At 61.1% G+C, this 23,905-nt stretch carries 27 protein-coding genes; 19 read left to right on the top strand and 8 right to left on the bottom strand.

Translation table 11 applies throughout. From position 1 onward, the window contains the following. Nucleotides 1-7: 7 nt before the first annotated feature. Both RAE04_RS02260 and RAE04_RS02255 read left to right on the top strand, forming a co-directional pair. A complete protein-coding gene (locus RAE04_RS02260) occupies nucleotides 8-694 on the top strand; it encodes a sirohydrochlorin chelatase (protein WP_317026297.1) in 687 nt (228 codons plus the stop codon). After that, complete coding sequence (locus RAE04_RS02255; RefSeq protein ID WP_317026296.1) at nucleotides 688-1,737, top strand: sulfite exporter TauE/SafE family protein; 1,050 nt, start codon at nucleotides 688-690, stop codon at nucleotides 1,735-1,737. Before RAE04_RS02260 ends, RAE04_RS02255 begins: the two co-directional genes overlap by 7 nt. A 118-nt stretch (nucleotides 1,738-1,855) precedes the next feature. On the opposite strand, the gene cobA is transcribed toward RAE04_RS02255, so the two are convergent. Beyond that, nucleotides 1,856-2,593, bottom strand: coding sequence for a uroporphyrinogen-III C-methyltransferase (gene cobA / locus RAE04_RS02250; protein WP_317026295.1), 738 nt, complete (start codon nucleotides 2,591-2,593; stop codon nucleotides 1,856-1,858). A gap of 41 nt (nucleotides 2,594-2,634) precedes the next feature. On the opposite strand from cobA, the gene RAE04_RS02245 reads away from it, so the two are divergent. Then, nucleotides 2,635-3,657 (top strand): exopolyphosphatase, encoded by a 1,023-nt coding sequence (locus RAE04_RS02245; RefSeq protein WP_317026294.1) that lies wholly within the window; start codon nucleotides 2,635-2,637, stop codon nucleotides 3,655-3,657. A gap of 6 nt (nucleotides 3,658-3,663) precedes the next feature. Then, nucleotides 3,664-4,893 (top strand): mannose-6-phosphate isomerase, class I, encoded by a 1,230-nt coding sequence (manA, locus tag RAE04_RS02240; protein WP_317026293.1) that lies wholly within the window; start codon nucleotides 3,664-3,666, stop codon nucleotides 4,891-4,893. A gap of 242 nt (nucleotides 4,894-5,135) precedes the next feature. On the opposite strand, the gene RAE04_RS02235 is transcribed toward manA, so the two are convergent. Further along, a complete protein-coding gene (locus RAE04_RS02235) occupies nucleotides 5,136-5,924 on the bottom strand; it encodes a hypothetical protein (protein WP_317026292.1) in 789 nt (262 codons plus the stop codon). A gap of 247 nt (nucleotides 5,925-6,171) precedes the next feature. On the opposite strand from RAE04_RS02235, the gene RAE04_RS02230 reads away from it, so the two are divergent. The 9 genes from RAE04_RS02230 to RAE04_RS02190 all read left to right on the top strand — a co-directional run bounded on the left by RAE04_RS02230 (nucleotide 6,172) and on the right by RAE04_RS02190 (nucleotide 16,742). Then, on the top strand, nucleotides 6,172-6,525 hold the full coding sequence (locus RAE04_RS02230) for a DUF4259 domain-containing protein (RefSeq protein WP_317026291.1): 354 nt from the start codon (nucleotides 6,172-6,174) through the stop codon (nucleotides 6,523-6,525). An 81-nt stretch (nucleotides 6,526-6,606) separates the two neighbouring features. Then, nucleotides 6,607-7,221 (top strand): dTMP kinase, encoded by a 615-nt coding sequence (locus tag RAE04_RS02225; RefSeq protein WP_198492663.1) that lies wholly within the window; start codon nucleotides 6,607-6,609, stop codon nucleotides 7,219-7,221. Between the two features lie 3 nt (nucleotides 7,222-7,224). Beyond that, the gene (gene mtrA, locus RAE04_RS02220) at nucleotides 7,225-7,917 is read left to right on the top strand and encodes an MtrAB system response regulator MtrA (RefSeq protein ID WP_005322406.1); all 693 of its coding nucleotides are present in this window, start codon (nucleotides 7,225-7,227) and stop codon (nucleotides 7,915-7,917) included. 68 nt (nucleotides 7,918-7,985) lie between these two features. After that, entirely contained in the window at nucleotides 7,986-9,776 is a 1,791-nt protein-coding gene (gene mtrB, locus RAE04_RS02215) for an MtrAB system histidine kinase MtrB (protein WP_317026290.1), read from the top strand. Between the two features lie 2 nt (nucleotides 9,777-9,778). After that, a complete protein-coding gene (lpqB, locus tag RAE04_RS02210; protein WP_317026289.1) occupies nucleotides 9,779-11,512 on the top strand; it encodes an MtrAB system accessory lipoprotein LpqB in 1,734 nt (577 codons plus the stop codon). Nucleotides 11,513-11,547: 35 nt separating this feature from the next. Next, nucleotides 11,548-12,174 (top strand): ComF family protein, encoded by a 627-nt coding sequence (locus RAE04_RS02205; protein WP_317026288.1) that lies wholly within the window; start codon nucleotides 11,548-11,550, stop codon nucleotides 12,172-12,174. 145 nt (nucleotides 12,175-12,319) lie between these two features. Continuing rightward, nucleotides 12,320-12,964 (top strand): ribosome hibernation-promoting factor, HPF/YfiA family, encoded by a 645-nt coding sequence (gene hpf / locus RAE04_RS02200; RefSeq protein WP_049378762.1) that lies wholly within the window; start codon nucleotides 12,320-12,322, stop codon nucleotides 12,962-12,964. A 225-nt stretch (nucleotides 12,965-13,189) separates the two neighbouring features. Further along, nucleotides 13,190-15,775 (top strand): preprotein translocase subunit SecA, encoded by a 2,586-nt coding sequence (gene secA, locus RAE04_RS02195; RefSeq protein WP_317026287.1) that lies wholly within the window; start codon nucleotides 13,190-13,192, stop codon nucleotides 15,773-15,775. 148 nt (nucleotides 15,776-15,923) lie between these two features. Next, nucleotides 15,924-16,742, top strand: coding sequence for a hypothetical protein (locus tag RAE04_RS02190; RefSeq protein WP_317026286.1), 819 nt, complete (start codon nucleotides 15,924-15,926; stop codon nucleotides 16,740-16,742). Nucleotides 16,743-16,764: 22 nt separating this feature from the next. Here the strand turns inward: RAE04_RS02190 and RAE04_RS02185 are convergent, their stop codons facing one another. After that, a complete protein-coding gene (locus RAE04_RS02185) occupies nucleotides 16,765-17,148 on the bottom strand; it encodes a hypothetical protein (protein WP_179387518.1) in 384 nt (127 codons plus the stop codon). Nucleotides 17,149-17,324: 176 nt separating this feature from the next. Here RAE04_RS02185 and RAE04_RS02180 point away from each other — a divergent pair, with 176 nt between their 5' ends. From RAE04_RS02180 to RAE04_RS02170, 3 genes are read left to right on the top strand one after another with little or no spacing between them, the layout of a single operon-like run. Next, nucleotides 17,325-17,735, top strand: coding sequence for an HAD-IA family hydrolase (locus tag RAE04_RS02180; RefSeq protein ID WP_040424828.1), 411 nt, complete (start codon nucleotides 17,325-17,327; stop codon nucleotides 17,733-17,735). Then, complete coding sequence (locus RAE04_RS02175; protein ID WP_408933210.1) at nucleotides 17,735-18,250, top strand: DUF6912 family protein; 516 nt, start codon at nucleotides 17,735-17,737, stop codon at nucleotides 18,248-18,250. The genes RAE04_RS02180 and RAE04_RS02175 overlap by 1 nt, the downstream gene beginning before the upstream one ends. Nucleotides 18,251-18,267: 17 nt before the next feature. Then, nucleotides 18,268-18,516, top strand: a complete 249-nt coding sequence (locus RAE04_RS02170) for a hypothetical protein (protein ID WP_317026285.1) — start codon at nucleotides 18,268-18,270, stop codon at nucleotides 18,514-18,516. On the opposite strand, the gene rsgA is transcribed toward RAE04_RS02170, so the two are convergent. Together rsgA and aroA are read right to left on the bottom strand one after the other, a co-directional pair. Next, complete coding sequence (rsgA, locus tag RAE04_RS02165) at nucleotides 18,513-19,538, bottom strand: ribosome small subunit-dependent GTPase A (RefSeq protein WP_317026284.1); 1,026 nt, start codon at nucleotides 19,536-19,538, stop codon at nucleotides 18,513-18,515. The genes RAE04_RS02170 and rsgA overlap by 4 nt on opposite strands. Next, nucleotides 19,531-20,832 carry a 3-phosphoshikimate 1-carboxyvinyltransferase gene (aroA, locus tag RAE04_RS02160; RefSeq protein ID WP_317026283.1) on the bottom strand — a complete coding sequence of 434 codons (1,302 nt, stop codon included), beginning with the start codon at nucleotides 20,830-20,832 and terminating at the stop codon, nucleotides 19,531-19,533. The genes rsgA and aroA overlap by 8 nt, the downstream gene beginning before the upstream one ends. Between aroA and RAE04_RS02155 the strand changes: the two genes are divergently transcribed. Continuing rightward, nucleotides 20,831-21,478 carry an SOS response-associated peptidase gene (locus RAE04_RS02155; protein ID WP_317026282.1) on the top strand — a complete coding sequence of 216 codons (648 nt, stop codon included), beginning with the start codon at nucleotides 20,831-20,833 and terminating at the stop codon, nucleotides 21,476-21,478. The two genes, aroA and RAE04_RS02155, sit on opposite strands and share 2 nt — an antisense overlap. On the opposite strand, the gene ybaK is transcribed toward RAE04_RS02155, so the two are convergent. Then, a complete protein-coding gene (gene ybaK, locus RAE04_RS02150; RefSeq protein WP_317026281.1) occupies nucleotides 21,464-21,967 on the bottom strand; it encodes a Cys-tRNA(Pro) deacylase in 504 nt (167 codons plus the stop codon). The genes RAE04_RS02155 and ybaK overlap by 15 nt on opposite strands. 37 nt (nucleotides 21,968-22,004) lie before the next feature. Between ybaK and RAE04_RS02145 the strand changes: the two genes are divergently transcribed. Both RAE04_RS02145 and RAE04_RS02140 read left to right on the top strand, forming a co-directional pair. After that, nucleotides 22,005-22,607: a sigma-70 family RNA polymerase sigma factor gene (locus RAE04_RS02145; protein WP_317026280.1), complete on the top strand. Its 603-nt coding sequence runs from the start codon at nucleotides 22,005-22,007 to the stop codon at nucleotides 22,605-22,607. Continuing rightward, nucleotides 22,607-22,879 (top strand): anti-sigma factor, encoded by a 273-nt coding sequence (locus RAE04_RS02140; RefSeq protein ID WP_198492673.1) that lies wholly within the window; start codon nucleotides 22,607-22,609, stop codon nucleotides 22,877-22,879. The genes RAE04_RS02145 and RAE04_RS02140 overlap by 1 nt, the downstream gene beginning before the upstream one ends. 266 nt (nucleotides 22,880-23,145) lie before the next feature. Here RAE04_RS02140 and RAE04_RS11710 read toward each other — a convergent pair whose 3' ends face one another. Both RAE04_RS11710 and RAE04_RS02135 read right to left on the bottom strand, forming a co-directional pair. After that, nucleotides 23,146-23,220 (bottom strand): 50S ribosomal protein bL37, encoded by a 75-nt coding sequence (locus RAE04_RS11710; protein WP_100067784.1) that lies wholly within the window; start codon nucleotides 23,218-23,220, stop codon nucleotides 23,146-23,148. Nucleotides 23,221-23,303: 83 nt separating this feature from the next. Continuing rightward, entirely contained in the window at nucleotides 23,304-23,564 is a 261-nt protein-coding gene (locus RAE04_RS02135) for a WhiB family transcriptional regulator (RefSeq protein ID WP_005322377.1), read from the bottom strand. Nucleotides 23,565-23,905: the final 341 nt, after the last annotated feature.

Here is a 23,905-nt window from a genome sequence, read left to right as displayed (position 1 = left end):
GCGCCCCATGCCCGCACTTATTACCCTGTCCCACGGTTCGCGGCACCCAGGCGCCGCGGCCGGCATTGAGCGCCTGACCCAGGCCGCGGGTCTGCGCCCAGCCCGCGCGGCGCACCTGGAATTCAACGAGCCTGACCTCACCACGGCCGCGCTCGAGCTCGCCCAGCTAGGGGAGACCGAGGCCGTTGTAGTTCCGCTGCTTTTTACCCAGGGCTACCACCAGCGCGTGGACGTCCCGCGCGCGCTTGCCGACGCCTCCAAAACCTCCCACCTTTCCCTCCACCTCGCCCCTGGGCTCGGCACCGGCGAGGACCTCGCCCGCGTGCTCGCCTCCCGTACCCGGACTGGCGACGCCCACGTGGTCATCTATTCCGTTGGTTCCTCCGATTCCGCGGCGAATGATGCCATCCGTGAGCTAGCCCACCGCACCTTCGCGCTCACCGGCGTGCCCATCTCGGTGGAGTTTGCCACCCGCGGTGGCCGCGAAGGGATTGAGTCCCTGTGCCGCGAGCATAAAGACCCCGCCCGTGTACGCGTGATCCCGCTCTTCGTGACCGATGGCCTGCTCCTGGACCGGTTGGCGGGCGTACCCGCCACCGTGGACCGTCCGCTAGGCACCGACCTCGCGGGCCTCGTCGCAGATCGCTTTCACCACGCCCGCGGCGTCGCACAGGAGGTGTTCGCGCCATGTTAACCCTCATCCTCATCGCGCTCGCCGGTGCGGCCGCAAACCTCGTGGACGGTGGCATCGGCATGGGCTTCGGCGTCACCTCTACCACCATGTTGTTGCTGGCGGGCCTTGGTCCCGCGCAGGCCTCGGCCGTCGTCCATACCGCCGAACTAGGCACCACGGCCATCTCCGGATTGAGCCACGCGCGTTTCGGCAACGTGGATTGGAAAACCGTGGTCCGACTGGGCGTGCCGGGCGGGATTGCCGCCTTTTTGGGTGCTACGTTGCTGTCGAATATCTCCACCGCGGCGGCCGTGCCAGTGACCGCACTCATCTTGGTCGGCATCGGCGCCAACCTCATTTGGCGTTTCTCCCAACCGCGCCGCCGTGGCTCCGCCTATAAGCGCACCCACTCCACGCCGTTTCTCGCCGGCCTTGGCCTTGTGGGCGGATTCGTCGATTCCACCGGTGGCGGCGGCTGGGGCCCGGTGTCGACTTCAACGCTCATGGCCATCGGCCGCGAGCAGCCGCGCCACATTGTGGGTACGGTCAATGCCGCTGAGTTCCTAGTGACCTTTGGCGCTACCGCAGGCTTTATCGTCGGGCTCTGGCACGATATCGTCGCCAACTTAGCCGCAGTCATCGCCCTGCTCATCGGTGGCGCCATCACCGCGCCCATCGCCGCGTGGCTTATCTCCCGCATCAACCCCGTCTTGCTCGGCGGACTCGTCGGCACGGCCATCGTGGGTCTCAATATCAGCAAGGTCATTGGTGGCGCCGAGACGTACTTCGGCTGGGCAGTGCCTTCAGCAATCACCCCGGCGGTCGTCGCCGTCGTGGTCGCGGCTGGTGTGGCCGCCACCATCCGTGGCGCGCTGCGCACCAGGCGTGCACGTGCGGCGGAATTGGAAGCCGAAAACGCCGAGGAAGCCGCCCATGCTGATTTCCATGCGCCTGATTATCCGGAGCGCGTCGCCGCCGCCCACCGCGTCCACGGTTCGCGCAAGTCTGGCGTAACCATCGTGCAAAACATAGCTCCCGAAAGCCCCGCCGCTGACCGCGCGTAGTCCTTCCGTCGCGACCTTTGGCCACGTTATCGGGCAGAGCTCGCCTCCGGTGGACTAGAACGAGGCCATAGGTTGGCCCCGGCCACCCAGGACTCGAGAACCCGCTACCTGCTGCCTGCTACAGCCCGGCCACCTCGCCGATGACGTAGACCGCCGGCGCGGAGATCTCGTGCTCGGCCATTGTTCGCGCCAGAGTGCCCAAGGTGCAACGGTAGGCGCGCTCGGTAGAAAGCGTGCCTTCTTGGATGACGGCGCAGGGAGTAGAGGGGGAGAGGGAGGCGTCGATTAGCGCACTGGCAATCGCCGGGGCATTTTTCACACCCATGATGACCGCGAGCGTGGCGCCAGAGCGGGCGAGCGCTGTCCAGTCCACCAAGGACTTCTCATGGCCGGGCGGCAGGTGGCCGGAAACCACCGTGAATCCGTGGACGATGCCGCGCTGAGTTACCGGGATGCCCACGGCCGCGGGAACGGAAATGGCGGAGGTCACGCCCGGAATGACCGTGGCGGGAATAGACGCTTCCGCTAGCGCTTGCACTTCTTCAAAACCGCGCCCAAAGACGAAGGGATCGCCCCCCTTAAGGCGGGCCACCTTGCGGCCAGCACGGGCGTGCTCGATAAGCAGCTCGTTGATCTTTTCCTGCGAGATTGACTTCTTATAGGGGAGCTTGGAGACGTCAATAAGCTCTTTGGAAGAAATATCACACAGCTTATCGAGCTGCGCCGTAGGTCCCAGGTGATCGGCAAGAATAACCTCTGCTTCCTGCAGGGCGCGCATGCCGCGCACGGTAATGAGGTCCCACGCGCCGGGACCGCCGCCAATCAGGGTAACGGGATGGATCTGTGCGGAAGTCATAGGACTTCATCTTAGTGGGCGCCCGACTATGCTTGGGCCACATGGATACCGGTAATTATGATGCCGAAGCCGTGCGCTTTTTTGATGTGGCGCACGAAGGCGCCCAAATCCGCCTTGTGGCCGGAGAAGTGGAGCGCTGGGGTGAGGCGCTCAGTGGTCTCAATCCCCGCTCGCTGGTCATTATCCCCACCGATGCGATTGCCCGCCAAGCCGCCCACCTAGGCGTCGGCCTAGCCGAGCCGCTGCGGATCCCGATTGTGGTGACCGAATCGCTCCCGCGTTACGTGGGGGCGCTGGACGTGGTGGTGGTCGTCGGCGAGCCCGACGAGTGCGACTGGGCGTCGCGCGCCCTCATTACTGCCAGCCAGCGCGGGGCCACCACCGTGCTCATCGGGCCGGCCAAGGGCCCACTGGTGGAGGACTGCCCGGAGGATACGCTCGTCGCCCCTTGCTTACCGACGGCCGAGGGTAGCTCGCCCGCGCGCAGCATTGCCGCCCTGCATGCGCTGTGCTGCCTGCTCTATCAGGGCCCGATCGCGGTGAAGGAAACCCTCGAGGACCTCGCTGCGGCCGTGGACCGCGAGCTTGCGCAGCTTTCTCCCGAGCGCGATGCCACCACCAATCCGGGCCGCCAATTGCGCGAGTTTATTGACGGCGCCCGCATCATCCATTCCTGTGTGCTCGACCCGTACTCTTATTCTGAGCGGCGCGAGCACGTGCAGCTCGACGCCCTCGTGGCCCGCATGGCCGCGACCATCTGGGCCGTACACGGCCTGCCGAGTGCTTATGTGGACCCAGCCGAATTGCGCCGGGCGCTCGACCGGGATTCTGATAGTTCCCCTGCCAATGATCTCTTTTATGACCCCTTCATTGATGGCGATGGTGCCGAGGGTGCTTTGGTACCCTTGAAGGTGGTTTTCTGGGGGCAGGAAGAGGCGAACCTGCCCAACTCGCTTGCAGTGCGCAGCATCGACCCGGAGCCGGGCTTGGGGCACCTTGCCCGCTCACTGCAGCTTATTACGCGGAGTTTTGCCGCGACCGCCTACGAGATTTCTAAAGGATAGAAACACATGCAGCTGTTGCACAGCGCCACCCGCAACTATTCCTGGGGCTCGCGTTCCCTTATCCCGCACCTGCAGGGCCAGCCCGATGCCGATAAGCCCGTCGCAGAGCTGTGGTTCGGCGCCCACCCCGGCGACCCTTCCACGGTGGATGGCCGACTGCTCGATGAGGTCATTGCAGAGGATCCGGCAGGGCAGCTAGGCAGCCGCGTATCTGCCGAGTACGGCGAGCGCCTGCCCTTCCTCCTCAAGGTGCTTGCGGCCGAGGATCCGCTGTCTTTGCAGGCGCACCCGTCAAAGGCGCAGGCAGAAGAGGGCTTTGCCCGCGAAAACGCCGCCGGCATCGAGCTCACCGCGTCTAATCGCAATTACAAGGACGATAATCACAAGCCCGAGCTCATTGTCGCGCTCACGGATTTCTATGCCATGGCCGGCTTCCGCCCCTTGGCGCGCACCCGCGAGCTTTTTGCCGCCCTTGAGTGCCCTGAGCTGGACCACTACGTTGCCATGCTTGACGACGACCCCTCGGCAACCACCGAGTCCGCCAACCTGCGCGTCCTTTTCACCACGTGGATTACCATTCCCTCTGCCAAGCGCAAGGAGCTCATTTCCGCCATTGTTGCCGCCGGCGAGCGCCTGATAGCTGCGGACCCGGCCGATTGGAAGTCCCGCGTCATGTCCACGGTGCTGGATCTCAACCAGCGCTACCCAGGCGATAGCGGTGTGCTGGGCGCATTGCTGCTCAACCACATCGAGCTCTCACCCGGCGAGGCCGTCTACCTAGATGCCGGTCAGCTTCACGCCTATGTCTCTGGCCTCGGCGTGGAGATCATGGCGAACTCCGATAACGTGTTGCGCGGTGGCCTGACGCCTAAGTTCGTGGACGTTCCAGAGCTGGTCAAGGTCTTGACTTACGCCGCTGCCGATGAGCCGCGAGTGCAACAACAAGATAAGTCCGCCCAAGACAATGTCCACGATGCCGCCGCATGGTCGTACCCAGTACCCATCGAGGAATTCCTGCTGGACCGCGTGGAGCTCACCGGTTCGTCTTCTATGGATCTTGATTACGACGGCCCGACCATCGCCCTGTGTACCGCAGGTTCCGTAACCTTTACCGACGCTGCGGGCAAGACCCTCACCGCGACCCCAGGCCAGGCAGTCTGGCTGCCAGCCTCCGAGGGTCTCGTTACCGCTACTGCGGAATCCGAAGCCGCGGATCTCTTCGTTGCCCGCGCCTAGTCCGCGTTTAACCCACACAAGCACGCTTCGCCGCCGTCCTCCGGTTTCAGGCGAAGCGTGCTTTTCAGTCTTCATTACGGCCGCGTTGCGGTCTGCTCCGCCCAATTTTTGGCGCACATTGTGGTTGCGTCGTAACTACCGCATTCCAGCGCATACAAAACAAGCACGTTTCCCCGATTTCTGCCTTTAAAATCGAGGAAACGTGCTTGTTTTGTTCGTCTACGCCGAGAACCGGCTCCGAATTAGCGCGTAGGCGCCGCTTCCCTCGGAGCCTGCTGGGCCGTGGCCGGTGCCTGCTTAGTTGGCACCAAGTCGGTAGGTTCCTGGTTCTGATCGGCGGAAGATCGGTCTGCAGCGGCATGGCCGGTGAGCTGTTCCTGCTCCGCCTTCTCGGCCTCGGGTCGCTCCGTGCCAGCTGGTTCCTGGGCCGGAGCGTTGGAATTCTTGCCCGAGTTATCTTGCGCGGCAGGTGCCTCAGGTGAGGGCTGTGGAGTGGACGGACCAGTGGTGGCCGGCGGGGTGGTGCCGCCCTGGTTGCTCTGCGGGGCACCAGTAGCCTGCGAGCCGTTCTGGTTGCTCGGGTAATCGGGTGTCAGACGCTGATTGCCTTGGCCGGTACCTTGACCACCTTGGGTGGTGTTATTGCCTTGCGGGGAGGTGCCCTGCGGGGAGATATTCTCCGGGCGGTATACCTTGGTGGGCTGGGTTGCTGCCTGTGGGCGCATGACCGCATTAGGAGCGAGAAACGGATCGTTGTTGTGAGGCTGCTGGTGCTTGGCATCACCGGACGAGGCGGTGGAACTCGTAGCATGCGTGGAGTGCTGCTTTGAAGGGGAACGGTCCGTGGAAGAAGTGGTGGTCTCCTCGGCTGCGGTGTGAGTCGGGGAGACGGAGGTGGTCGCGGACTGATCCGCGGCATTGGAATAGTTGGCGCTCGGCGAGCTCATTCGCCAGACGGCGACTCCGACGACGGCCGCGGCGATCAGTCCGGCCACAATGAACACGTAGACGCGGCGCGAATCTGGCTTCATCGTGGCTGTCCTTTCTATGAGGCGGGCCGTTACAGCCCAAGGGGGAGGGCAATACAGTGCCCCGGTAACAAGTTGGTAACGAGACTATCATGTTTGGGAAACATTGCGACGGCGTCGCAATTCTGTGATAAGTAAACAAAAAGGCAGTTCGCGGGCGTAGAAAGTCATGCAAACCTTTTCATCGTCTGCTTTCTTTCGCCAAGAAAGCGTGTATAAATGGCGCTGAAAGCACCGAAGGAGTCAAAAAGTGAGTACTTGGGACGAAAATATTTTCAGCACGGACCTCAACGTCGATTTCTTGGACGAGATGGCAAACCTCGATGAAGAAGGGGTAATTCGCGCCGTCGAGGATGCCTGCGAGGTCGCACACAGCAAGCCAAAACTCAGCGAAGAAGAGGAAGAGAATGCTCAAGCGGCGGCCACCATTGCTGCCATTTGGGCTGGTGCGCCCTTTAGCGCGGGCGAAGTTGTCGAAGACTACCCCTATATTAGGGAACTGGTGGGCTCTGGCAGCGAGACCTTGACGGAAAATGCCCTCGAGGTGCTCGAAAATGTTGAGGAAGAATATGACCTCGAGCCTTTCATTGAGGCCCTATCCTAAGCCGAACCTGCTGCCCGCGGCAGTGGTCGCGAGACAGCGGCCCCGCGGATGAAATAACAGAAGGGAAGATAGCCCACACCTATGCTGATCAGCATTGAAGGAATCGACGGTGCCGGTAAAAATACGTTGGTCTCCGCACTCAAAGAGTCGTTGGACCGGCCCGTAGAGGTTATTGCCTTTCCGCGCTATGCAGATTCGATTCACGCGCAGCTAGCGCAGAAGGCACTCTATGGAAAGATGGGCGACCTCACGGATTCGGCTTATGCCATGGCGACGCTATTCGCGTTGGATCGCTATGGCGTTAAGGACCAGCTGCAGCGCGCCAAGGAATCTGACACTGTGGTGCTCCTAGATCGTTACGTGGCCTCCAATGCGGCGTATTCGGCAGCGCGGCTCGAAGACGATGCGGTGATGGAGTGGGTGCACGATCTGGAATTTGGCACCCTCAGCCTGCCGCAGGCGGACCTGCAGGTGTATTTGGATACGGCGGTAGAGGTGGCGTCGGAAAGAGCGCAGGCACGAGCCCAAGCGGACGCCAGCCGGGAACGCGACCGCTACGAACGCGATGGCGGGTTGCAAGAACGCACCGCCGCGGCCTACCGGCGCCTAGCGGATGCGGGCTGGGGTGGACGCTGGATCGCTACCGCCGATGCGGATACTATTATTTCAGCGATAAAAGACCTTGTAGGAGAATAAAACGTGGCGCCCAAGATTTTGGTTGTCGATGACGATCCGGCTATCTCAGAGATGCTGACCATAGTGCTCGAGTCCGAGGGACTCAAGCCCATTCCGGTCATGGACGGCAATGACGCCGTGCCTGCCTTTGAGCAGCACGAGCCGGACCTCATCCTGTTGGACCTCATGCTTCCGGGCATGAACGGCGTAGATATTTGCCGTGCCATCCGCCGTGAATCCTCCGTGCCCATCGTTATGCTGACCGCCAAGACCGATACGGTTGATGTGGTACTCGGCCTTGAATCCGGCGCGGATGATTACATCACCAAGCCATTCAAGCCCAAGGAACTCATCGCTCGCATTCGTGCGCGCCTGCGTCGCACCGATTCTGCGGAATCTGAAATCCTGGAGGTTGCGGACCTTGTCATTGATGTGCCGGAACATACCGTGCGCCGCACCGATGGCACCGAGCTGAACCTGACCCCGCTGGAGTTTGACCTGCTGCTGGAGATGGCGCGCCGGCCTGGCCAGGTACACACGCGTGAATCGCTGTTGGAATCCGTGTGGGGCTATCGCAATGCTTCTGATACCCGCTTGGTAAACGTGCACGTCCAGCGCCTGCGTGCCAAGATCGAGCACGATCCGGAAGACCCGCAGATTGTGCTGACCGTGCGCGGTGTGGGGTATAAGACCGGCAAGGCCGGCGCCGGGGAGTAAGGACCATCGGCATTATTGAGCGTCTAAGGCGCATTCGAGACGCCTTCATTACAACGTGGCGCACCTCTTTGCAGGCGCGCGTCATTGGCATGATCTTGGTCGCCTCCTCGGTGGTCATGATCATCTTGGCCTACGCGTTGGTGTCCGTGCTTACCCAACGCCTGGTCAGCCAGAAAGAAGACGTGGCCCAACAGGAGCTGGAGCGCGCCCGCACGGCCGTGGAACAGCAGATTGATGCCACCAGTTCCGCCAATTCAGTGCAGGTACGCATCAATTCTGCACGTGCGGCATTGGGTCAGCTCTCCGCCCAGCAGGGCGATGCCCAGGCGGTTTATGAACCGGTCATCGTGGTGGAAAATCAGGACGGCTCTGTTACCACTTCGCCCGAGGATTTCCCGGTGCCGGATCAGTTGCGGGAGATGGTGGATCAAGGCCAGATTGCGCAGCAGTATTTCCCGGCGCCGCGCGAAAATGGTGATCATTACAACGCCTTGCTGGTAGGCACGCCTACCGATACCGATATTCCCCATACGCAGGTCTACCTGGCGTTGTCCATGGAATCGGAAGAATCCACCATGGCGTTGATGCGCGGTCTGCTTTCGGCGGCCGGTGTGGTCGTCGTGGTGCTGCTGGTGGGCATTGCCTGGCTAGCTACCCAGCAGGTAATTACGCCAATTCGCTCGGCCTCGCGCATTGCGCAGCGCTTGGCGGCGGGTCATTTGAAGGAGCGCATGGCCGTCGATAGCGATGATGAGATGGGTCGCTTGGCCGCGTCCTTCAATAACATGGCCGATAAGCTTTCCTCCCAAATTGCACAGCTGGAGGAGTACGGCGATTTGCAGCGGCAGTTTACTTCTGACGTCTCCCATGAGCTGCGCACCCCATTGACCACCGTGCGCATGGCCGCGGACATGATTGAGGCGGAGAGCGATAGCCTGCCGTACGGTGCCCAGCGCGCTTCCCGCTTGATGTCGAGCGAACTCGACCGCTTCGAGGAATTGCTCGCGGACTTGCTGGAGATTTCTCGCCACGATGCTGGTGTGGCGGATTTGTCTACGGCAGCCATTGATCTGCGCTCGTGTGTAGAGGCGGCCTACGGGCAGGTGGAGCATTTGGCCCGCGAGCTCGACGTGGAGGTCCAGCTCAACCTGCCGGAGGAGCGCATCGGAGTCGAGGCCGATTCCCGCCGCCTTGAGCGCATCTTGCGCAACCTACTGGCCAATGCCATTGACCACTCGGAGGGCAATCCAGTGGCGGTAGACGTCGCAGCCACGGACACTGCGGTGGGCGTTACCGTTACGGACCATGGCGTGGGCTTAAAACCTGGCCAGGAAGAGCTGGTTTTCAACCGCTTCTGGCGTGCGGATTCTTCCCGCAAACGCCATTCTGGCGGCACCGGTTTGGGCCTGGCTATCGCCCGCGAGGATGCCGTCCTGCACGGCGGCACGCTAGATGCCACCGGCTACGAGGGATTTGGTTCTCGCTTCCGCCTCATTATTCCACGCACCCCGAATACCGAGGTGGGCGAGGCTCCCATCGCTGTGGAGATTCCCGGCGCACCCGTCACCAGCACTGCGGATGGTAGTGAGCTGGCAGAATCGCGACCAGAACCCGATGCTGCAGCTGCAGAAGCACCGGGCCCTGGCGCCGCCGAGCCGGATGGCGGGCCCGCCTCTGCAACGCCGGCCATTTCATCCGGCATGAGCTCACCGCACGTCGAGAAGAGTGACAGGGACACCGATGGTGAGGTAGAAGGCGATGGCATCCTCTGGCCTTCGGAACGTGAGCTTAACCGCGGCGCGGCCGCCCCGGACAGGCGCGCCTATAAGGCCCCGGACTTTGAGGGCAGGAGGAAATAAGCGTGTTGAGAGCGAAGTATCGCAAGACCGCAGTTGTCGGCACCGCAGCGGCCGTGCTTTTTGTCAGCGGTTGTTCCACCCTGCCGAATAACACCGGTCCGCAAGTAGTCGGTACCTACCAGCAGCAACCGGAAGGCCCGGAAGAAGTCATTGCACCGCAACCCGGCGATGACCCGGACTTGACGTTGCGCGATTTCTACCAGGCTTCCGCCGTGCCGGGAAACGATCATGAGGTCGCGCGCGGCTTTCTGACCGATAACGCCCGCGAAGCCTGGGACGCCAGCGGCGATGTGATGGTGGTCGATAGCTTGGACATCGTTACCGCGCCCGCTAGTAAGCAAAGCTCGAGGGATAATGAGCGTGCCTTCACGGTGCGCGGCACCATCATCGGCCGCCTTAAATCCGGCGGTGCGTACGTGCCGGAAAATGAGGGCTACGAGGCCGTCATCTACATGAAGATGCAAGACGATAGATGGCGCGTCGATGGCTTGCCGGCCGGAGTAGTAATGGAGCGCAATGAAATGCGCAATCACTACACCCCGCAATCGCTGTACTTCTTTAAGCAGAGCAACGATGTCCTGGTTCCAGACCGCCGCTGGCTGTATAAGGGTGGCGAACAATCGGAGTCGACGCTCCTTACGCTGTTGATGGAGGGACCTTCAGCTAGCATTGCGCCCGCTACCCGCCGGGCAGCGGGGGAGAAAGTCACCTTCGCCGGCTATGACCGCGAACAGGGCTACCAATTCGAGGGCCTTGCTGACCTGGACTCCCATGATCGCACGCTCTTTGCGGCCCAGTTGGTGTGGACGCTTACGGAAGCCGGCCATACCGGCCCCTTCAAGGTCAAGGCCGATGGCGGTGACTTGGTGGAGGGCATGGATAGCCTGAGCGTGGATGACTTCGCGGACTATAACCCGGAGGAAAGCAGCACCTCCTTGTCTAAGCTCTACGCCCTCAATGAGGGCAACCTGCTCGAGGTAGACGATGGTGTGGCCGAGCACGTGAAATCCACGCTGGGCAGCAGCGGTGACGTGCAATCTGTGGATGTTGCCGATAGCGGCCTCGTTGCGGCCGTGCGACGCAAGTCTAATAATGACTTCTCGCTGCAGATAGGCGAGCTTGACGGCCAGCTGCAGGATTCGGTGGATGGACCCACACTGGCACGACCGACCTTCGAGTACAACGGGCAAGCCGCGTGGACCGTGGTCGATGGCGATCGTATCGTGCGCGTGGTGCGCTCCAAGACTACAGGCCGCATCTCCGAATCCGAAGTGGATGCCCGCAGCATCGACGATATTGAGGGCGAAATCTCCGTTATCCGCTTGTCCCATAGTGGTGCGCGCGTGGCCATGATTATTGATGGCCACGTGTATATCGCGGCCGTTGCTCAATCCAGCAGCGGTGATAAGCGCATCGTCAACGCCCGCGAGGTAGGCCCCGAAGTATCCGGCTCGGCACTTTCGCTGGACTGGAATGCGGATGGCTCGCTCATCGTTGGCACTTCCTCAAGTCAGTCGCCCGTATGGCGCATCGAGCAGGATGGTTCCTCGGCTTCGACCATGCCTACCGGCAATATCACCGCCCCTGTGGTGGCCGTGGCAACCTCGCCTACCAAGCTCTTTATTACTGATTCGCACGCCATGCTTGAGCTTCCTTCCACCGTCATGGACGAAACCAACTGGCGCGAGGTCTCCGGCCTGCAGGGCCGGCGTTCTTCCCCTATCGTTTCTAACTAGCCGCCAGAGGGCCTGCGCGGCTGGGGGAGGCGAGTATGAGCTTGGGGGATCTTATTTTTCCGCGTGCCTGCGCTGGCTGCGGCGCGTCGGGCGAGGTTTTGTGCCCACAGTGCCGCGATCACTTGCGGCAGCCGCCCTACATGGTGGCACGACCCCGGCTACTGGGCGCGCCTGTCTATGCTCTCGGCCCTTATTCCGATATTCGTCGCCGCATCATTATTGGCATGAAGGAACGAGGCAATCGGCCGGTTCGCGAGTACGTGGGCGCCGTCTTCGCGGCTGGGCTCGCTCATTTGAGAGCCCGCGGCGATATCCCGCGCGAGTTCACCCTCGTTCCCGCGCCTACTCGGCCGCGTTCGGCGCGGGCACGCGGGGGCGATCCGGTGTCCGCTGTGTGTCATGCCGCGGCGCAGCACCAGCGCGTGGGCGTGTGCGCCGCGCTTACCATGGGCCAGTCCACCGCGGACCAGTCCGAGCTCAATGCCCAGGATAGGTGGGCAAACCTGCAGGGCCGAGTTCGCGTGCGCACCCCAATTGCGCAGGTCCCTGCATTGCTTGCCGACGACGTCATTACCACCGGTGCCACCCTCGCCGCGAGCATCGCCGCCCTGCAGGCCGCAGGTGTAGAAGTCTGCGGGGCATTGGTCTTTGCGGATGCCTAGATTGGGCTAGTGCCTACCCTCGAGGTGGGGGAGCGGATTGAAAATCCACCCTCTCAGGTCATAACCAGTGCTATCATGAGGAGTGTCACAGAGAGATAGTTACTGTGATTGATTCTAGTCCCCACTACTCAAGGGAGGCATCTCAATGTCCCAGCCAAACAAAGCTCAGGTAACGATTACGGGCCGCAACGTCGAGGTTCCCGAACACTTCCAAGAGCGAGTTAATGACAAGCTGGCCAAGATTGAACGCCTTGACCCCACCCTGACCTTCTTCCATGTGGAGCTACAGCACGAACCAAACCCGCGCCGTGACTCCGAGGCGGAGCGCATTCAGATTACCGCTACCGGTAAGGGGCACATTGCCCGCGCCGAAGCCAAGGAAGATTCCTTCTACGCAGCGCTTGAAACCGCCTTGGGCAAGATGGAGCGCTCCCTGCGCAAGGTGAAGGTGCGCCGTGAAAACGTCAAGAGTGGTCACCGGGCGCAAAAGGGCACCGGTGAGATTGCTGCTGAGATGGTGGCCCAAGCCGAGGCTGAGCGCGCAAAGGAAGAGCGCTACGTTGATCCTTATGCTGAGACAGTGGAGGACGTTCGACCAGGCCAGATCGTGCGTACCAAGGAGCACCCGGCTACCCCGATGAGCGTGGATGATGCCTTGAGCGAGATGGAGCTGGTGGGCCACGACTTCTTCCTCTTTATTAATGAGGAGAACAATAAGCCGTCCGTGGTCTATCGCCGCCACGCCTACGACTACGGCATTATCTCCCTATCGGAAGACGCTGAAGCTTAAAGAAGCTTCTACTTCTCTTAGTTAATGACCCTGCTGCGTGTATGCAGCAGGGTCGAATTTGTGGTTAGGGGAGGGGGTGCCGGCAAGCAGGTTCCGGGGGATATACAGGCTGAACGGAGGCTGTGCGCTTGCCCTAGGTGCTAGGCGGGAGATGCTTTGTGAAAGCGAGTGAGTACAATAGCGACGAGTTAACTTTATTGTCGCGACTAGAAGGACTAACTAACCGTGTTTGGACTTTCCAAGCTGCTGCGCGCGGGCGAGGGCCGTACGGTCAAGCGCCTGGGCAAAATGGCAGACGATGTAATTGCCCTTGAGGATAAGTACGCGGAGCTTTCGGACGACGAGCTTAAGGCAAAGACCGACGAGTTTAAGACTCGCCTGCGAGACGGCGAGGAGATGAATGACATCTTGCTCGAGGCTTTTGCCACCGTCCGTGAGGCTGCTTGGCGCGTCCTCGATCAGAAGCACTACCGCGTGCAGATCATGGGCGGTGCGGCCCTGCACTTCGGCAACGTCGCCGAGATGCGCACCGGTGAGGGCAAGACCCTGACCTCGCTGCTGCCGGCCTACCTCAACGCCCTTGATGGCAAGGGCGTCCACATCGTGACCGTTAACGATTACTTGGCAAAGCGCGACGCCGAGATGATGGGCCGTGTCCACCGCTGGCTTGGCCTGTCTGTGGGCGTCATCCTGTCTGAGATGCGCCCGCCAGAGCGTAAGGCTGCCTACGATTGCGACATTACCTACGGCACCAATAATGAGCTGGGCTTTGACTACCTGCGCGATAACATGGTCCGCTCCCTTAATGATGTGGTCCAGCGCGGCCACAACTTCTGCATCGTGGACGAGGTTGACTCGATCCTTATCGATGAAGCCCGTACGCCACTCATCATCTCCGGCCCGGTTGACGGTTCCTCTCAGTTCTACAGCGTCTTTGCCCAGCTAGCACCGCGCATGCGCGAAGGCATTCACTACGAGGTGGACCACAAGAAGCGCACCATCGGCGTGCTGGAAGAGGGCGTGGAATACGTTGAGGATCAGCTCGGCATCGATAACCTCTACGCCCCCGAGCACTCCCAGTTGGTGTCCTACCTGAACAACGCCCTGAAGGCCAAGGAGCTTTTCACCCGCGACAAGGACTACATCGTTCGCAATGGCGAAGTCATGATCGTGGACGGCTTCACCGGCCGCGTGCTGGCCGGACGCCGCTACAACGAGGGCATGCACCAGGCCATTGAGGCCAAGGAGCAGGTGGAGATCAAAAACGAGAACCAGACCCTGGCTACCGTTACCCTGCAGAACTACTTCCGCCTGTACGAGAAGATCTCCGGCATGACCGGTACGGCAGAAACCGAGGCTGCCGAGCTGCACTCCATCTATGGCCTGGATGTGGTGCCGATTCCTACCAATAAGCCGAATCAGCGTGCCGACCACTCTGACCGCATCTACAAGACGCAGGAAGCTAAGTTCGCCGCCGTAGTGGACGATATTGCCGAGCACGTCGAGTCCAGCCAGCCAGTTCTGGTCGGTACCACCTCCGTGGAGCGCTCCGAGTACCTGTCTCAGCTGCTGTCTAAGCGCGGCATCAAGCACAACGTGCTCAATGCTAAGCACCACGAGGAAGAAGGGCAGATCATCGCCCGTGCGGGCCGCCCCGGCACCGTCACCGTGGCTACCAACATGGCCGGCCGTGGTACCGATATCGTGCTTGGTGGTAACCCCGAGGTCATCCTCGATGAGAAGCTGCGCGAGCGCGGCCTCGATCCATTCGAGGATGAAGAGAAGTACCAGGAGGCCTGGGAAGCAGAAATCGATTCCGAAAGGGAGCGCTCTAAGAAGCTGGGTGACCAGGTGCGCGAGGCCGGTGGCCTCTACGTGCTGGGTACCGAGCGTCACGAGTCCCGCCGCATTGATAACCAGCTGCGTGGTCGTACTGGCCGCCAGGGTGACCCGGGTGAGACCCGCTTCTACCTGTCCATGCGCGATGAATTGATGGTGCGCTTCGTGGGCCAGTCCATGGAGAACATGATGAACCGCCTCAATGTGCCGGACGATGTCCCCATCGAAGCCAAGATGGTCTCCAACTCCATCAAGGGCGCCCAAGCGCAGGTGGAGAACCAAAACTTTGAGATGCGTAAAAACGTTCTTAAGTACGACGAGGTGCTCAACGAGCAACGCAAGGTGGTCTACGCTACTCGCCACGATATCCTCGATGCCGGCGATATTCAGCACAATATTCGCGGCATGATCGATGACACCGTGTCCGCTTATGTCGCCGGCGCTACCGCCACCGGCTACGTGGAGGACTGGGATTTGGACGCGCTGTGGAATGCGTTGGATTCCCTCTACGGTCCCACCATTTCCCATGAGGAGCTGGTTGAAGGCTCCGAGTATGGTTCCCCGGGTGAGCTTTCTGCTGAGCAGCTTCGCGACGCCTTGGTACAGGACGCCAATAATGAGTACGACAAGCTCGAAGAGTCTGTGACCGCCATTGGCGGCGAGCAGCAGATGCGCAATACCGAGCGTATGGTCATCCTGCCGATCATTGACCAGAAGTGGCGCGAGCACCTCTATGAGATGGACTACCTCAAGGAGGGCATCGGCCTGCGCGCGATGGCGCAGCGCGACCCGCTGGTGGAGTACCAGAAGGAGGGCGGTGAGATGTTCAACGCCATGAACGATGCCGTGAAGGAAGAGACCGTCCGCCAGCTGTTTATGCTGCGCAAGCAGTTCAAGCAGCAGGAAGAGGAGCAGGCCGGCGAATCCGCTGCTACCGCTTCCGGCAACGGTGAGGGCACCGTAGAGGCATAGGCCTCGGCGTCCTTCCTTCAACCACGCCCAACCCCGCCCCGCCCCGCTCGTGATAGTGGGAGCGGGGCAGGTTTCTTTTCAGGAAAAAATGAGTAGAATATAAGAAACCTGTCCATTCTGCTTATTTCCTGTGAGGGGCCCACTGACGATGCGCCGCCGCTCTTTGCGTCTCGGTATTACGACGCTCTTGTCTGCCACCTTGCTCGGTGGCGCCACGCCGGCCGTGGCCTATGAGATGCAGCGTGAGTCTGCCACCTCGTTGCGCATCATTTTGGATTCGGGCGAAAAAATTGAGCAGGATAACGCAGCCGCGGCCATCCTGGCCATTGCTACCCAGCGCAAGGAAGCATTGGTGACCGATGGAATTTTGTCCCAGGACAAGGCGGACGCCGCCTTCGAGTACTACTTTGGCAAAGCCCGGCTCAATACAGCGCGCACCGATGGCAATATTTATTCCACGCCGCTGGATTTTCCGTGGGAGCCAGAGGGACGGACGCAATCCCTAGACGGCAAGCAGTACACCGAAGCGGCCGTACTGGATTACCTCGACATGCTGGGCGCCAACTATGCCCAGGCAGTAATCCGCGCCGAGCTGGGTGAATTCAACAAGGACGTGCCGCAGGCCCCCGCCGGCAACGCGGCGACCTCTCCGCGTACCCAGCTGCCGACCATCGGGGATACTGGCTCCGCCTTCCCAGGTGAGTTTCCGGCCTATGCGGCGGCGCTGCGCGATATTGTCACCATCACCAAGCAAGTCAATGCGCCCCTGGAGCAGGCCGCCGCGTCGCACCATGCTGTGGGAACCGTACCCACGGACGTGACGGCGAACGAGCCTTCCGGTCTATCCGTCTTTGAAGGCGGCCTTCTGGCCACCGGTTTAGCGGCGCTGGCCAGCGCCGTCGGATTCGGATGGTCCGCACTCGACTGGTCCGAGATCCTTTCTCACCTGGGCCAGTTCTTTTCCTAGGCGCCAAGCCCTGCCCGCAGGGCTAAAGCAAGCGGAATGACGTTAGACCGGTGGGGCTCGCCGAGCCGGTAAATGCATGCTGCTGTTGGCCTATGTAGGCGGAGCCAAAGTACTCGCCATTGGGCCGCGCGTGCAGGCTGGTCAATTGCAGTTTGTCCGTGGCGTAGGGGCTTGTGCGCCGGCGGACCCACGAGCCAATGTGTAGACGGATGGCATCCGAATAGCGTGCGGAATTGAGATGGGCTAGCGGACGATAGCCGGCGGCTACCTCGAGCGCGAAGACTACCCAGCCTTGGATGCGGTGTTGGGCGGCGACTTCCGCGGACGTCGGCAAGCGGCCATAGCGCACACGGTGGGGCGCAATGAAGAGTTTGAGGTGCGAGTAGCCAGGAATGGGCTCGTACATGGTGGGGAAGTAATGCTCCTGCATAAGGGCAGGAGGCGGACGCGTGATAATTGTCTCATGCCCGCCCCAACCCCGCCATTTCTGAGGGTTTCCTGAAAGGGGTGGGCGCGAATGCGCGCGCGGTTCGCTATACTCTCGGGGAGTTAAAGAGAATCGTAACCAAAGGATTTAAGTACATGCGTGGTCTAATCGTTGACTATGTCGGCGTCCTTGATGGCACCGAAGAAGACAACCGCCGCTGGAAGGCGCTGCTGGCCGCTGCCAAGGCAAATGGCGCAGCAACCGCCATCCTGTCCAATGACCCAGGCGGACCAGGCGCGGAGCACATCCGCGAGTGGGAGTACCGCGGCAACGTCGACGCAGTCGTTCTTTCCGGCGAGGTGGGGGCGGAAAAGCCTGAGGTCGCTGCCTTCCAAGCGGCCGCTGATGCCCTAGAGCTGCCGCTCAATGACTGCGTCATGATCGATGATTCCATCCTCAACGTGCGCGCCGCCGTGGAATCCGGCATGGTGGGCTTTTTGTACACCAGCTTTGATCGCGTCTCTGTAGAAATCCAGGCAGTCTTCGATATTGAAGGTGAATTTTAGTGGCTAAAGCCCGCGTTTATATCCCCGCGACCTACGCCATGCTGGCGGAGCTGGAAGAAACCGGCTCCCTGTCCGCACGCTCCGGCTGGGGCTTTATGGTGACCCCTGCGCTGCAGGAGTTCTATACCGAGGGCGATGAAGAAGAAATCGCCTACTCAGCATTCCTCGAGGCCTCTATGGCCTCCATGCGCCTTTTGGCCATTGGCGATGAAGAGCAGTTCCCGCACCGCCGCGTGGTCATCTCAGTAGACCTGGATGATTCTGTCCTCACCCCACGCCCGGATATGGGCGAGCCGGTGGTAGAGCTCAATCCGGCGCAGATTAGCAAGGATGACCTAGCGGCCATCCACGTGGATATTGCAGAGTCCGAGGAAACCACAGCGAAGGCCATCGAGGCTATCGATACCGCAGACCTTGGCGATGAGGATGCGGAGCTGGCTGTAGGCGATGCACTGGATAAGTTCATGGCCTTTTATCACCCCACCGAGCTGCCGTTCCTGGTAGAACTGCTCTAAATACTCAAGGAGACAATATGACTCAGCGTTTCAAGAACATCGCTGCGGCCACCGTTACCGCAGGCGCAGCCCTCATTGCCGCGCCAGCAGCCCTGGCAGATACCACCCCAGCTTCGGATGCGGCTGCCGACGCCGTGCCCACCACCCCGTGGCTGGCGCTGCTAGAGACCTCGTCCCAGGGCACCTGGGGCCAGATCCTCGACGTATTCTTCGGCATCGTGGATGGCATTTTGGGTGTTATGGCCGATACCGGCTTCCACCTCTAATTTTCCCAGTCCACGTTGGTGCGCAGGGCCTCGAGTAGGCCGCGCACCGCGTCGCGCCGCCGCGCACTGGCGGTATCAGGGGGGATAAGCGCAGGGTTATCGAGGCCGCATTCTGGATCCGCAGGCGGGCCCATATGCGTACAACCGCGGGGGCAGTCCTCGATGGCTGCGGCAAGGTCTTCAAAGACGCCAAGCACGTCATCGGCATCCACGTGTGCGAGGCCAAAGGAACGAATGCCTGGGGTATCGATAATCCAGCCGTCGGTGAATGCGTCCTCGGCGGGGAGGGGGAGCGCCACCGATTGGGTGGAGGTGTGCCTGCCTTTGCCGACGCCCGATACTTCCCCTGTCTCCCTATCCGCATCCGGTACCAATCGGTTGACCAGTGTGGATTTACCCACGCCGGAATGTCCGATGAGCGCGGTGACGTGGCCGTCGATGTGGTGGCGCACCGCCTCAAGTCCGTCTTCGACGCCGGCTTCCACCACCGTGACATTAAGATCGGCGAACTCGGCCGCGAAGGGGGCAGGATCCGTGAGATCGGTTTTGGTCAGGCACAGGATGGGGTGGATATTGCCCACAAACGCAGCGATGAGGGCGCGCTCGACAAACCCAGAGCGCGGCGGCGGATCGGCCACGGCGGTGACGATGAGCATCTGGTCCGCATTCGCCACCACGATGCGCTCATAAGGGTCGGTGTCATCGGCCGTGCGCCGGAGGACGGAGGTGCGCTCTTCGAGTTTCACTATGCGCGCTAGGGTGTCCTTCTTGCCGGAGGTATCGCCCACCACGCCCACGCGGTCGCCCACCTCGATGGCGGTGCGGCCCAGCTCACGGGCGCGCATGGCGGTGACCCGCGGGCCGTCGTCTAGTGCTACGCCCCAGCGCCCACGGTCTTTGGTTATGACCATGCCGAACTTGGCATTTTTGTGCTTGGGGCGGTCTTTAGTGCGCGGCCGCGAGCCCTTGCCGGGGCGCACGCGCACATCGGATTCATCAAAGGAGCCGAAACGCCTAGCCATTGCTCTCCTGTTGCTCGGGGTCCACCATTGTCTCCCACATGCGGTCGAAGCCGGGAAGGGTCTTCGCAGTGGTAGAAATATCTTCGATCGCTATATCCGGCACCTTCAGACCGAGGATGGCACCTGCGGTGGCTATGCGGTGATCCGCGTAGCACGGCCACTCTCCGCCATGGAGAGGGGCGGGGTCGATGTGCAGACCGTCGGCAAGCTCGGTGACCTTGCCTCCGAGGGCGTTGATATTATCCGCCAGCGCCTTCAAACGGTCGGTCTCGTGACCGCGCAGGTGGGCAATGCCGGTAAGGGTAGAGGGGGTAGCCGCCAGGGCACACAGCGCCGCGACGGTGGGGGTGAGCTCACCAATGTCGCCCATGTTGCGCTCGATGCCCTGCAGCGCGCCGTCTTTGGCGCCCTTGGCAGTGACAAAGCCCGGCTCTTGGGTGACCATGACACCCATATCCACCAAAATATGCCGAATGGCGTCGCCCGGCTGGGTGGTATTGGCAGGCCAGCGCTTAATGGTCACGCGGCCGCCGGTGACGGCAGCGGCGGCAAGGAAAGGCGTGGCATTGGATAGATCCGGCTCGATGGTCCACTCTCGGCCTGCGATCGGACCGGGGTGCACGGTCCACGTATTCTCGCCGGAATCCACGCGTACGCCGGCTTGGCGCAGCATGCCTACGGTCATTTCTACGTGCGGCATGGAGGGCAGGGGAGCGCCTTTGTGGGTGACGGTAATGCCCTGTGCAAAGCGCGCACCGGCCAGCAAAAGTCCGGAGACGAACTGCGATGACCCAGAGGCATCAATGGTAACCTCGCCGCCTTCCGGCACTCCGTGCGAGCACACGCTAAAAGGCAGGCTATCGCCGTCCACCTCGACGCCGAGCTGGCGCAGTGCATCCAGGGTGGTGGACATGGGGCGGGCGTAGGCCTGCTCGTCGCCGTCGACAAGAACGGTTTCGTCCGCCAGGGCCGCAACCGGCGGGATAAAGCGCATGACCGTGCCGGCCAGGCCGCAGTCCACCGTGGCACCCTTAAGCGGGCCTGGGGTGACGTGGATATCCTCGCCGTCGTGCTCGAAGCGCACGCCCATAGATTCCAGGGCCTTTTCCATCAGCTGCGAATCGCGCGAGATGAGTGGCGCGCGCAGGGTAGAAGGGCCATCGGCCAACGCCGCCAGAATGAAGGCGCGGTTGGTAATAGACTTCGAGCCCGGCACGTGCTGGGCCCACGTAATGGGGCCTGCCGCTTGCGGGGCGGACCATGGTTGAGACATATCGTCCATAATAGAGGGCATGTGCGGAAGATTCGTTCTTTTTACCGAGTCCCTTCTTGATGAGGTGGGAGCGCTGCTCGGAGTCACAGAGGTACATGCCCCACAAGGCACCCCAGGCCCGCGCTACAATATTGCACCCACCCAGCCGGTGGCGATGGTGCGCGTGCGCGAAAGCCTCGCCCAAGTCGACCCTGCGCGGTGGGCACTTCTGCCGCACTGGAAGAAGGACCTGGACGGCCCGCCGCTGTTTAACGCCCGGGCGGAAACGGTGGCCACCAAACCCTCCTTCCGGCATGCCTTTAAAGAGCAGCGCTGCCTTATTCCCATGAACGGCTACTACGAATGGCACCAGGAAGAAGGCGGCAAGCAGCCCTATTTCGTCCGCGCGGAAGAGGGCCTGTTGTGGGCGGCAGGCCTGTGGGACACCGGCCTAGACCGCCTGTCTGCCACGATTGTCACCACTGCAGCTACGGAAGAAATGGAGTGGCTGCACCACCGCCTGCCCCGCTTCTTGGCGGCCGAAGAAATGCGTACCTGGCTGGAGGGTAGCCCCGAAGAAGCCGCTGAGCTGCTCTTGCCGACGCCCCTGCGTGGCTTCCACACCCACCCCGCTGACAAGGCTGTGGGCAGCGTATCCAACGATTATCCGGAGCTACTCGGCGAGTAGATCGGCAAAGCTAGCAGAGCACAGCTCTGCGAGGTCCTCCGCATTGAGCTCGATATCTAGCCCGCGGCGCCCGCCGGAAATAAAGACGGTATCGAAAAGCACGGCGGTTTCCTCAATGACCGTGGGCAGCGGGTTCTTCTGGCCCAGCGGGGAAATGCCGCCGGGAATATATCCGGATGACTTGGACGCGTCATGCGGATCCGCCATGGCGGCCTTAGAAACGCCGTGGGCGGCCGCGGCTTTCTTAAGGCTCAGGTGGTGGGTGGTAGGGATTACGCACACCGCCAACTTCCGCTTGGGCCCCTTGCCTGCCGTTAAATCGATGACCAAGGTTTTGAGCACGCGTTCCGGCTCTACCTCGAGGGCCGCCGCGGCGTGATCGCCGAAGTGATCCTTGCCCGCCTCAAAGGTGTACACATGGTGGTCTACGCTGGCGTCTTCCACGACTTTGAGCGCTGGGGTGGCTGCATGCGGGGACTTTTTGGACATGCCTGGGATTCTAGCGCTACGCGTTAGGATAGAAATTGTGGCTAAAGGAACAATCAGCGAAAAGGAGCTGCAGCGCCGCTTCGAAGCGGAAGCGCTGCCCCTGCTAGACCAGCTCTACGGCGGTGCCCTGCGCATGACGCGCAACCCGCAAGATGCTGAGGACCTCGTGCAGGAGACCTACCTCAAGGCCTATAAGTCCTTTCATTCCTTCAAGCAAGGTACAAACCTTAAGGCTTGGCTGTATCGCATCATGACCAATAACTACATCAACTCCTACCGCAAGGCGAAGCGCCGGCCCACGGAGTCTTCGGCCGATGACCTGAGCGATTTTCAGCTCTATACCACCGCGGGACACGATTCCACTGGCCTGGAATCCGCCGAGGTAGCTGCGCTTAAGGACATGCCAAATGCCACCATTTCAGAGGCCATGAATGACCTGCCCGATGACTACCGGATGGTGGTGTACTACGCGGATGTAGAGGGCTTGGCGTATAAAGAAATTGCAGAAATTATGGATACTCCACTGGGCACGGTGATGTCCCGGTTGCACCGGGGAAGAAAATTGCTCCGGAAAGCGTTGAAAGACGTGGCACGAGAACAAGGCATTGGATTAGAACACCCAGACATGGAGGAGAAGTAATGGACCGCGCAACGGAACACAACTGTGGTGCGTGTAGCTCCCCAGAGGTACAGGCCCTCCTGTGCGAGCTTCTCGATGAATCGACCACCTATGCCCGCGCACTCGCTATCCGCGAGCACATCGCCCAGTGCGATTTCTGTCAGCAGCGCCTCGAGAGCGAGGAGATTATCCGCTCCCTAGTGCGCAACTGTTGTAACGGCCAGGCTAAGGCGCCGCAGGCGCTGCGCCGCCGCATTTCGATAGAGATCACCCGCATCGACACGGCGTGGTAGCCACTGTTGCTCACCCGCTGTGGTGGGGTCTGGTCTCATGATCTTTCAACTTTTTGTTTGAGTCCATACTGATCGGGCCGAATTGAGGGCGGAAGGGCCGAATTGAGACCCCAATGTGTTCAGTTCGGCCCGATCACATTGGACTTAAGGCACGGAGAGGTCAAGCGGGGAGTTAGGAGACGACATCGATTTGCGTCTGGCATAGCAAAAACCCGGTTCTACGGTCGAAGTGACCGAGGGAACCGGGCTTTGAGTAATGCTGTGCGTTATGCGCCAGGACGCTTGCCGTGATTAGCGGACTTCTTGCGGCGATCCTTGCGCTTGCGACCACGCTTGCTCATTGCGCACTCCTTCGTTGAGGGTATCTGAACTTTATTCAACTGTAGCGGCTAAGGGCGCCGAAACGAAAATTGGGGGCCGTTTATTAAGCGGAAACGCGGGCGCGGCCACGGCCGCGATTGCGGCGACGCTTGAGGGCGCGGCGCTCTTCTTCAGACAGGCCGCCCCAGACGCCGGCGTCCAGGCCGGATTCCAGTGCCCACTTCAGGCAGGAAGAGGCAACAGGGCAGCGGTTGCAGACCAGCTTGGCCTTAGCGATTTGGGTAAGTGCAGGACCAGAATTGCCTACTGGGAAGAACAGCTCGGGGTCTTCGTCGCGGCAAACAGCTTCGTGGCGCCAATCCATGATTGATATCTCCTAACAAAAATTCGACAGCAGTAAGCACAAGCGCTTTTCACGAAAATGAAAAGCAACCAATGCCAGGGTGGGTGGTTGTGTGAACTGGTCTGCGTGCAGTGGGGCCCGGTCTCGAGGTCGGGCCAGCGTCGCCGCCGCCAATGGTTCACATTGTGGTTACTTGAAGTTTCCTTCAAGTTAAGAAGAGGTTTACGTCCTCTTTCTTTTTGCTACCCCAGAATCATGACATGGTTACTCAGACTCCGCTAGGGGTAGAGGCAAAATTGTGGTCAACCTCACGTGAATGAAACTAGTGTGGGGGTCATTTAGCGCGACGTATGAGTTGAAAG

The organism is Corynebacterium sp. CTNIH16, assembly GCF_032821655.1.
Classification (GTDB): domain Bacteria; phylum Actinomycetota; class Actinomycetes; order Mycobacteriales; family Mycobacteriaceae; genus Corynebacterium; species Corynebacterium marquesiae.
This window is presented reverse-complemented; position numbering and strand designations above follow the sequence as displayed.

What these genes read in the sequence shown, in the direction of transcription:
- RAE04_RS02260 (WP_317026297.1), top strand. Translation starts at nt 8, where the DNA reads ATGCCCGCACTTATTACCCTGTCCCACGGTTCGCGGCACCCAGGCGCC.
- RAE04_RS02255 (WP_317026296.1), top strand. Translation starts at nt 688, where the DNA reads ATGTTAACCCTCATCCTCATCGCGCTCGCCGGTGCGGCCGCAAACCTC.
- cobA (WP_317026295.1), bottom strand. Translation starts at nt 2,593, where the DNA reads ATGACTTCCGCACAGATCCATCCCGTTACCCTGATTGGCGGCGGTCCC.
- RAE04_RS02245 (WP_317026294.1), top strand. Translation starts at nt 2,635, where the DNA reads ATGGATACCGGTAATTATGATGCCGAAGCCGTGCGCTTTTTTGATGTG.
- manA (WP_317026293.1), top strand. Translation starts at nt 3,664, where the DNA reads ATGCAGCTGTTGCACAGCGCCACCCGCAACTATTCCTGGGGCTCGCGT.
- RAE04_RS02235 (WP_317026292.1), bottom strand. Translation starts at nt 5,924, where the DNA reads ATGAAGCCAGATTCGCGCCGCGTCTACGTGTTCATTGTGGCCGGACTG.
- RAE04_RS02225 (WP_198492663.1), top strand. Translation starts at nt 6,607, where the DNA reads ATGCTGATCAGCATTGAAGGAATCGACGGTGCCGGTAAAAATACGTTG.
- RAE04_RS02205 (WP_317026288.1), top strand. Translation starts at nt 11,548, where the DNA reads ATGAGCTTGGGGGATCTTATTTTTCCGCGTGCCTGCGCTGGCTGCGGC.
- hpf (WP_049378762.1), top strand. Translation starts at nt 12,320, where the DNA reads ATGTCCCAGCCAAACAAAGCTCAGGTAACGATTACGGGCCGCAACGTC.
- RAE04_RS02190 (WP_317026286.1), top strand. Translation starts at nt 15,924, where the DNA reads ATGCGCCGCCGCTCTTTGCGTCTCGGTATTACGACGCTCTTGTCTGCC.
- RAE04_RS02185 (WP_179387518.1), bottom strand. Translation starts at nt 17,148, where the DNA reads ATGTACGAGCCCATTCCTGGCTACTCGCACCTCAAACTCTTCATTGCG.
- RAE04_RS02180 (WP_040424828.1), top strand. Translation starts at nt 17,325, where the DNA reads ATGCGTGGTCTAATCGTTGACTATGTCGGCGTCCTTGATGGCACCGAA.
- RAE04_RS02170 (WP_317026285.1), top strand. Translation starts at nt 18,268, where the DNA reads ATGACTCAGCGTTTCAAGAACATCGCTGCGGCCACCGTTACCGCAGGC.
- rsgA (WP_317026284.1), bottom strand. Translation starts at nt 19,538, where the DNA reads ATGGCTAGGCGTTTCGGCTCCTTTGATGAATCCGATGTGCGCGTGCGC.
- RAE04_RS02155 (WP_317026282.1), top strand. Translation starts at nt 20,831, where the DNA reads ATGTGCGGAAGATTCGTTCTTTTTACCGAGTCCCTTCTTGATGAGGTG.
- aroA (WP_317026283.1), bottom strand. Translation starts at nt 20,832, where the DNA reads ATGCCCTCTATTATGGACGATATGTCTCAACCATGGTCCGCCCCGCAA.
- ybaK (WP_317026281.1), bottom strand. Translation starts at nt 21,967, where the DNA reads ATGTCCAAAAAGTCCCCGCATGCAGCCACCCCAGCGCTCAAAGTCGTG.
- RAE04_RS02140 (WP_198492673.1), top strand. Translation starts at nt 22,607, where the DNA reads ATGGACCGCGCAACGGAACACAACTGTGGTGCGTGTAGCTCCCCAGAG.
- RAE04_RS02135 (WP_005322377.1), bottom strand. Translation starts at nt 23,564, where the DNA reads ATGGATTGGCGCCACGAAGCTGTTTGCCGCGACGAAGACCCCGAGCTG.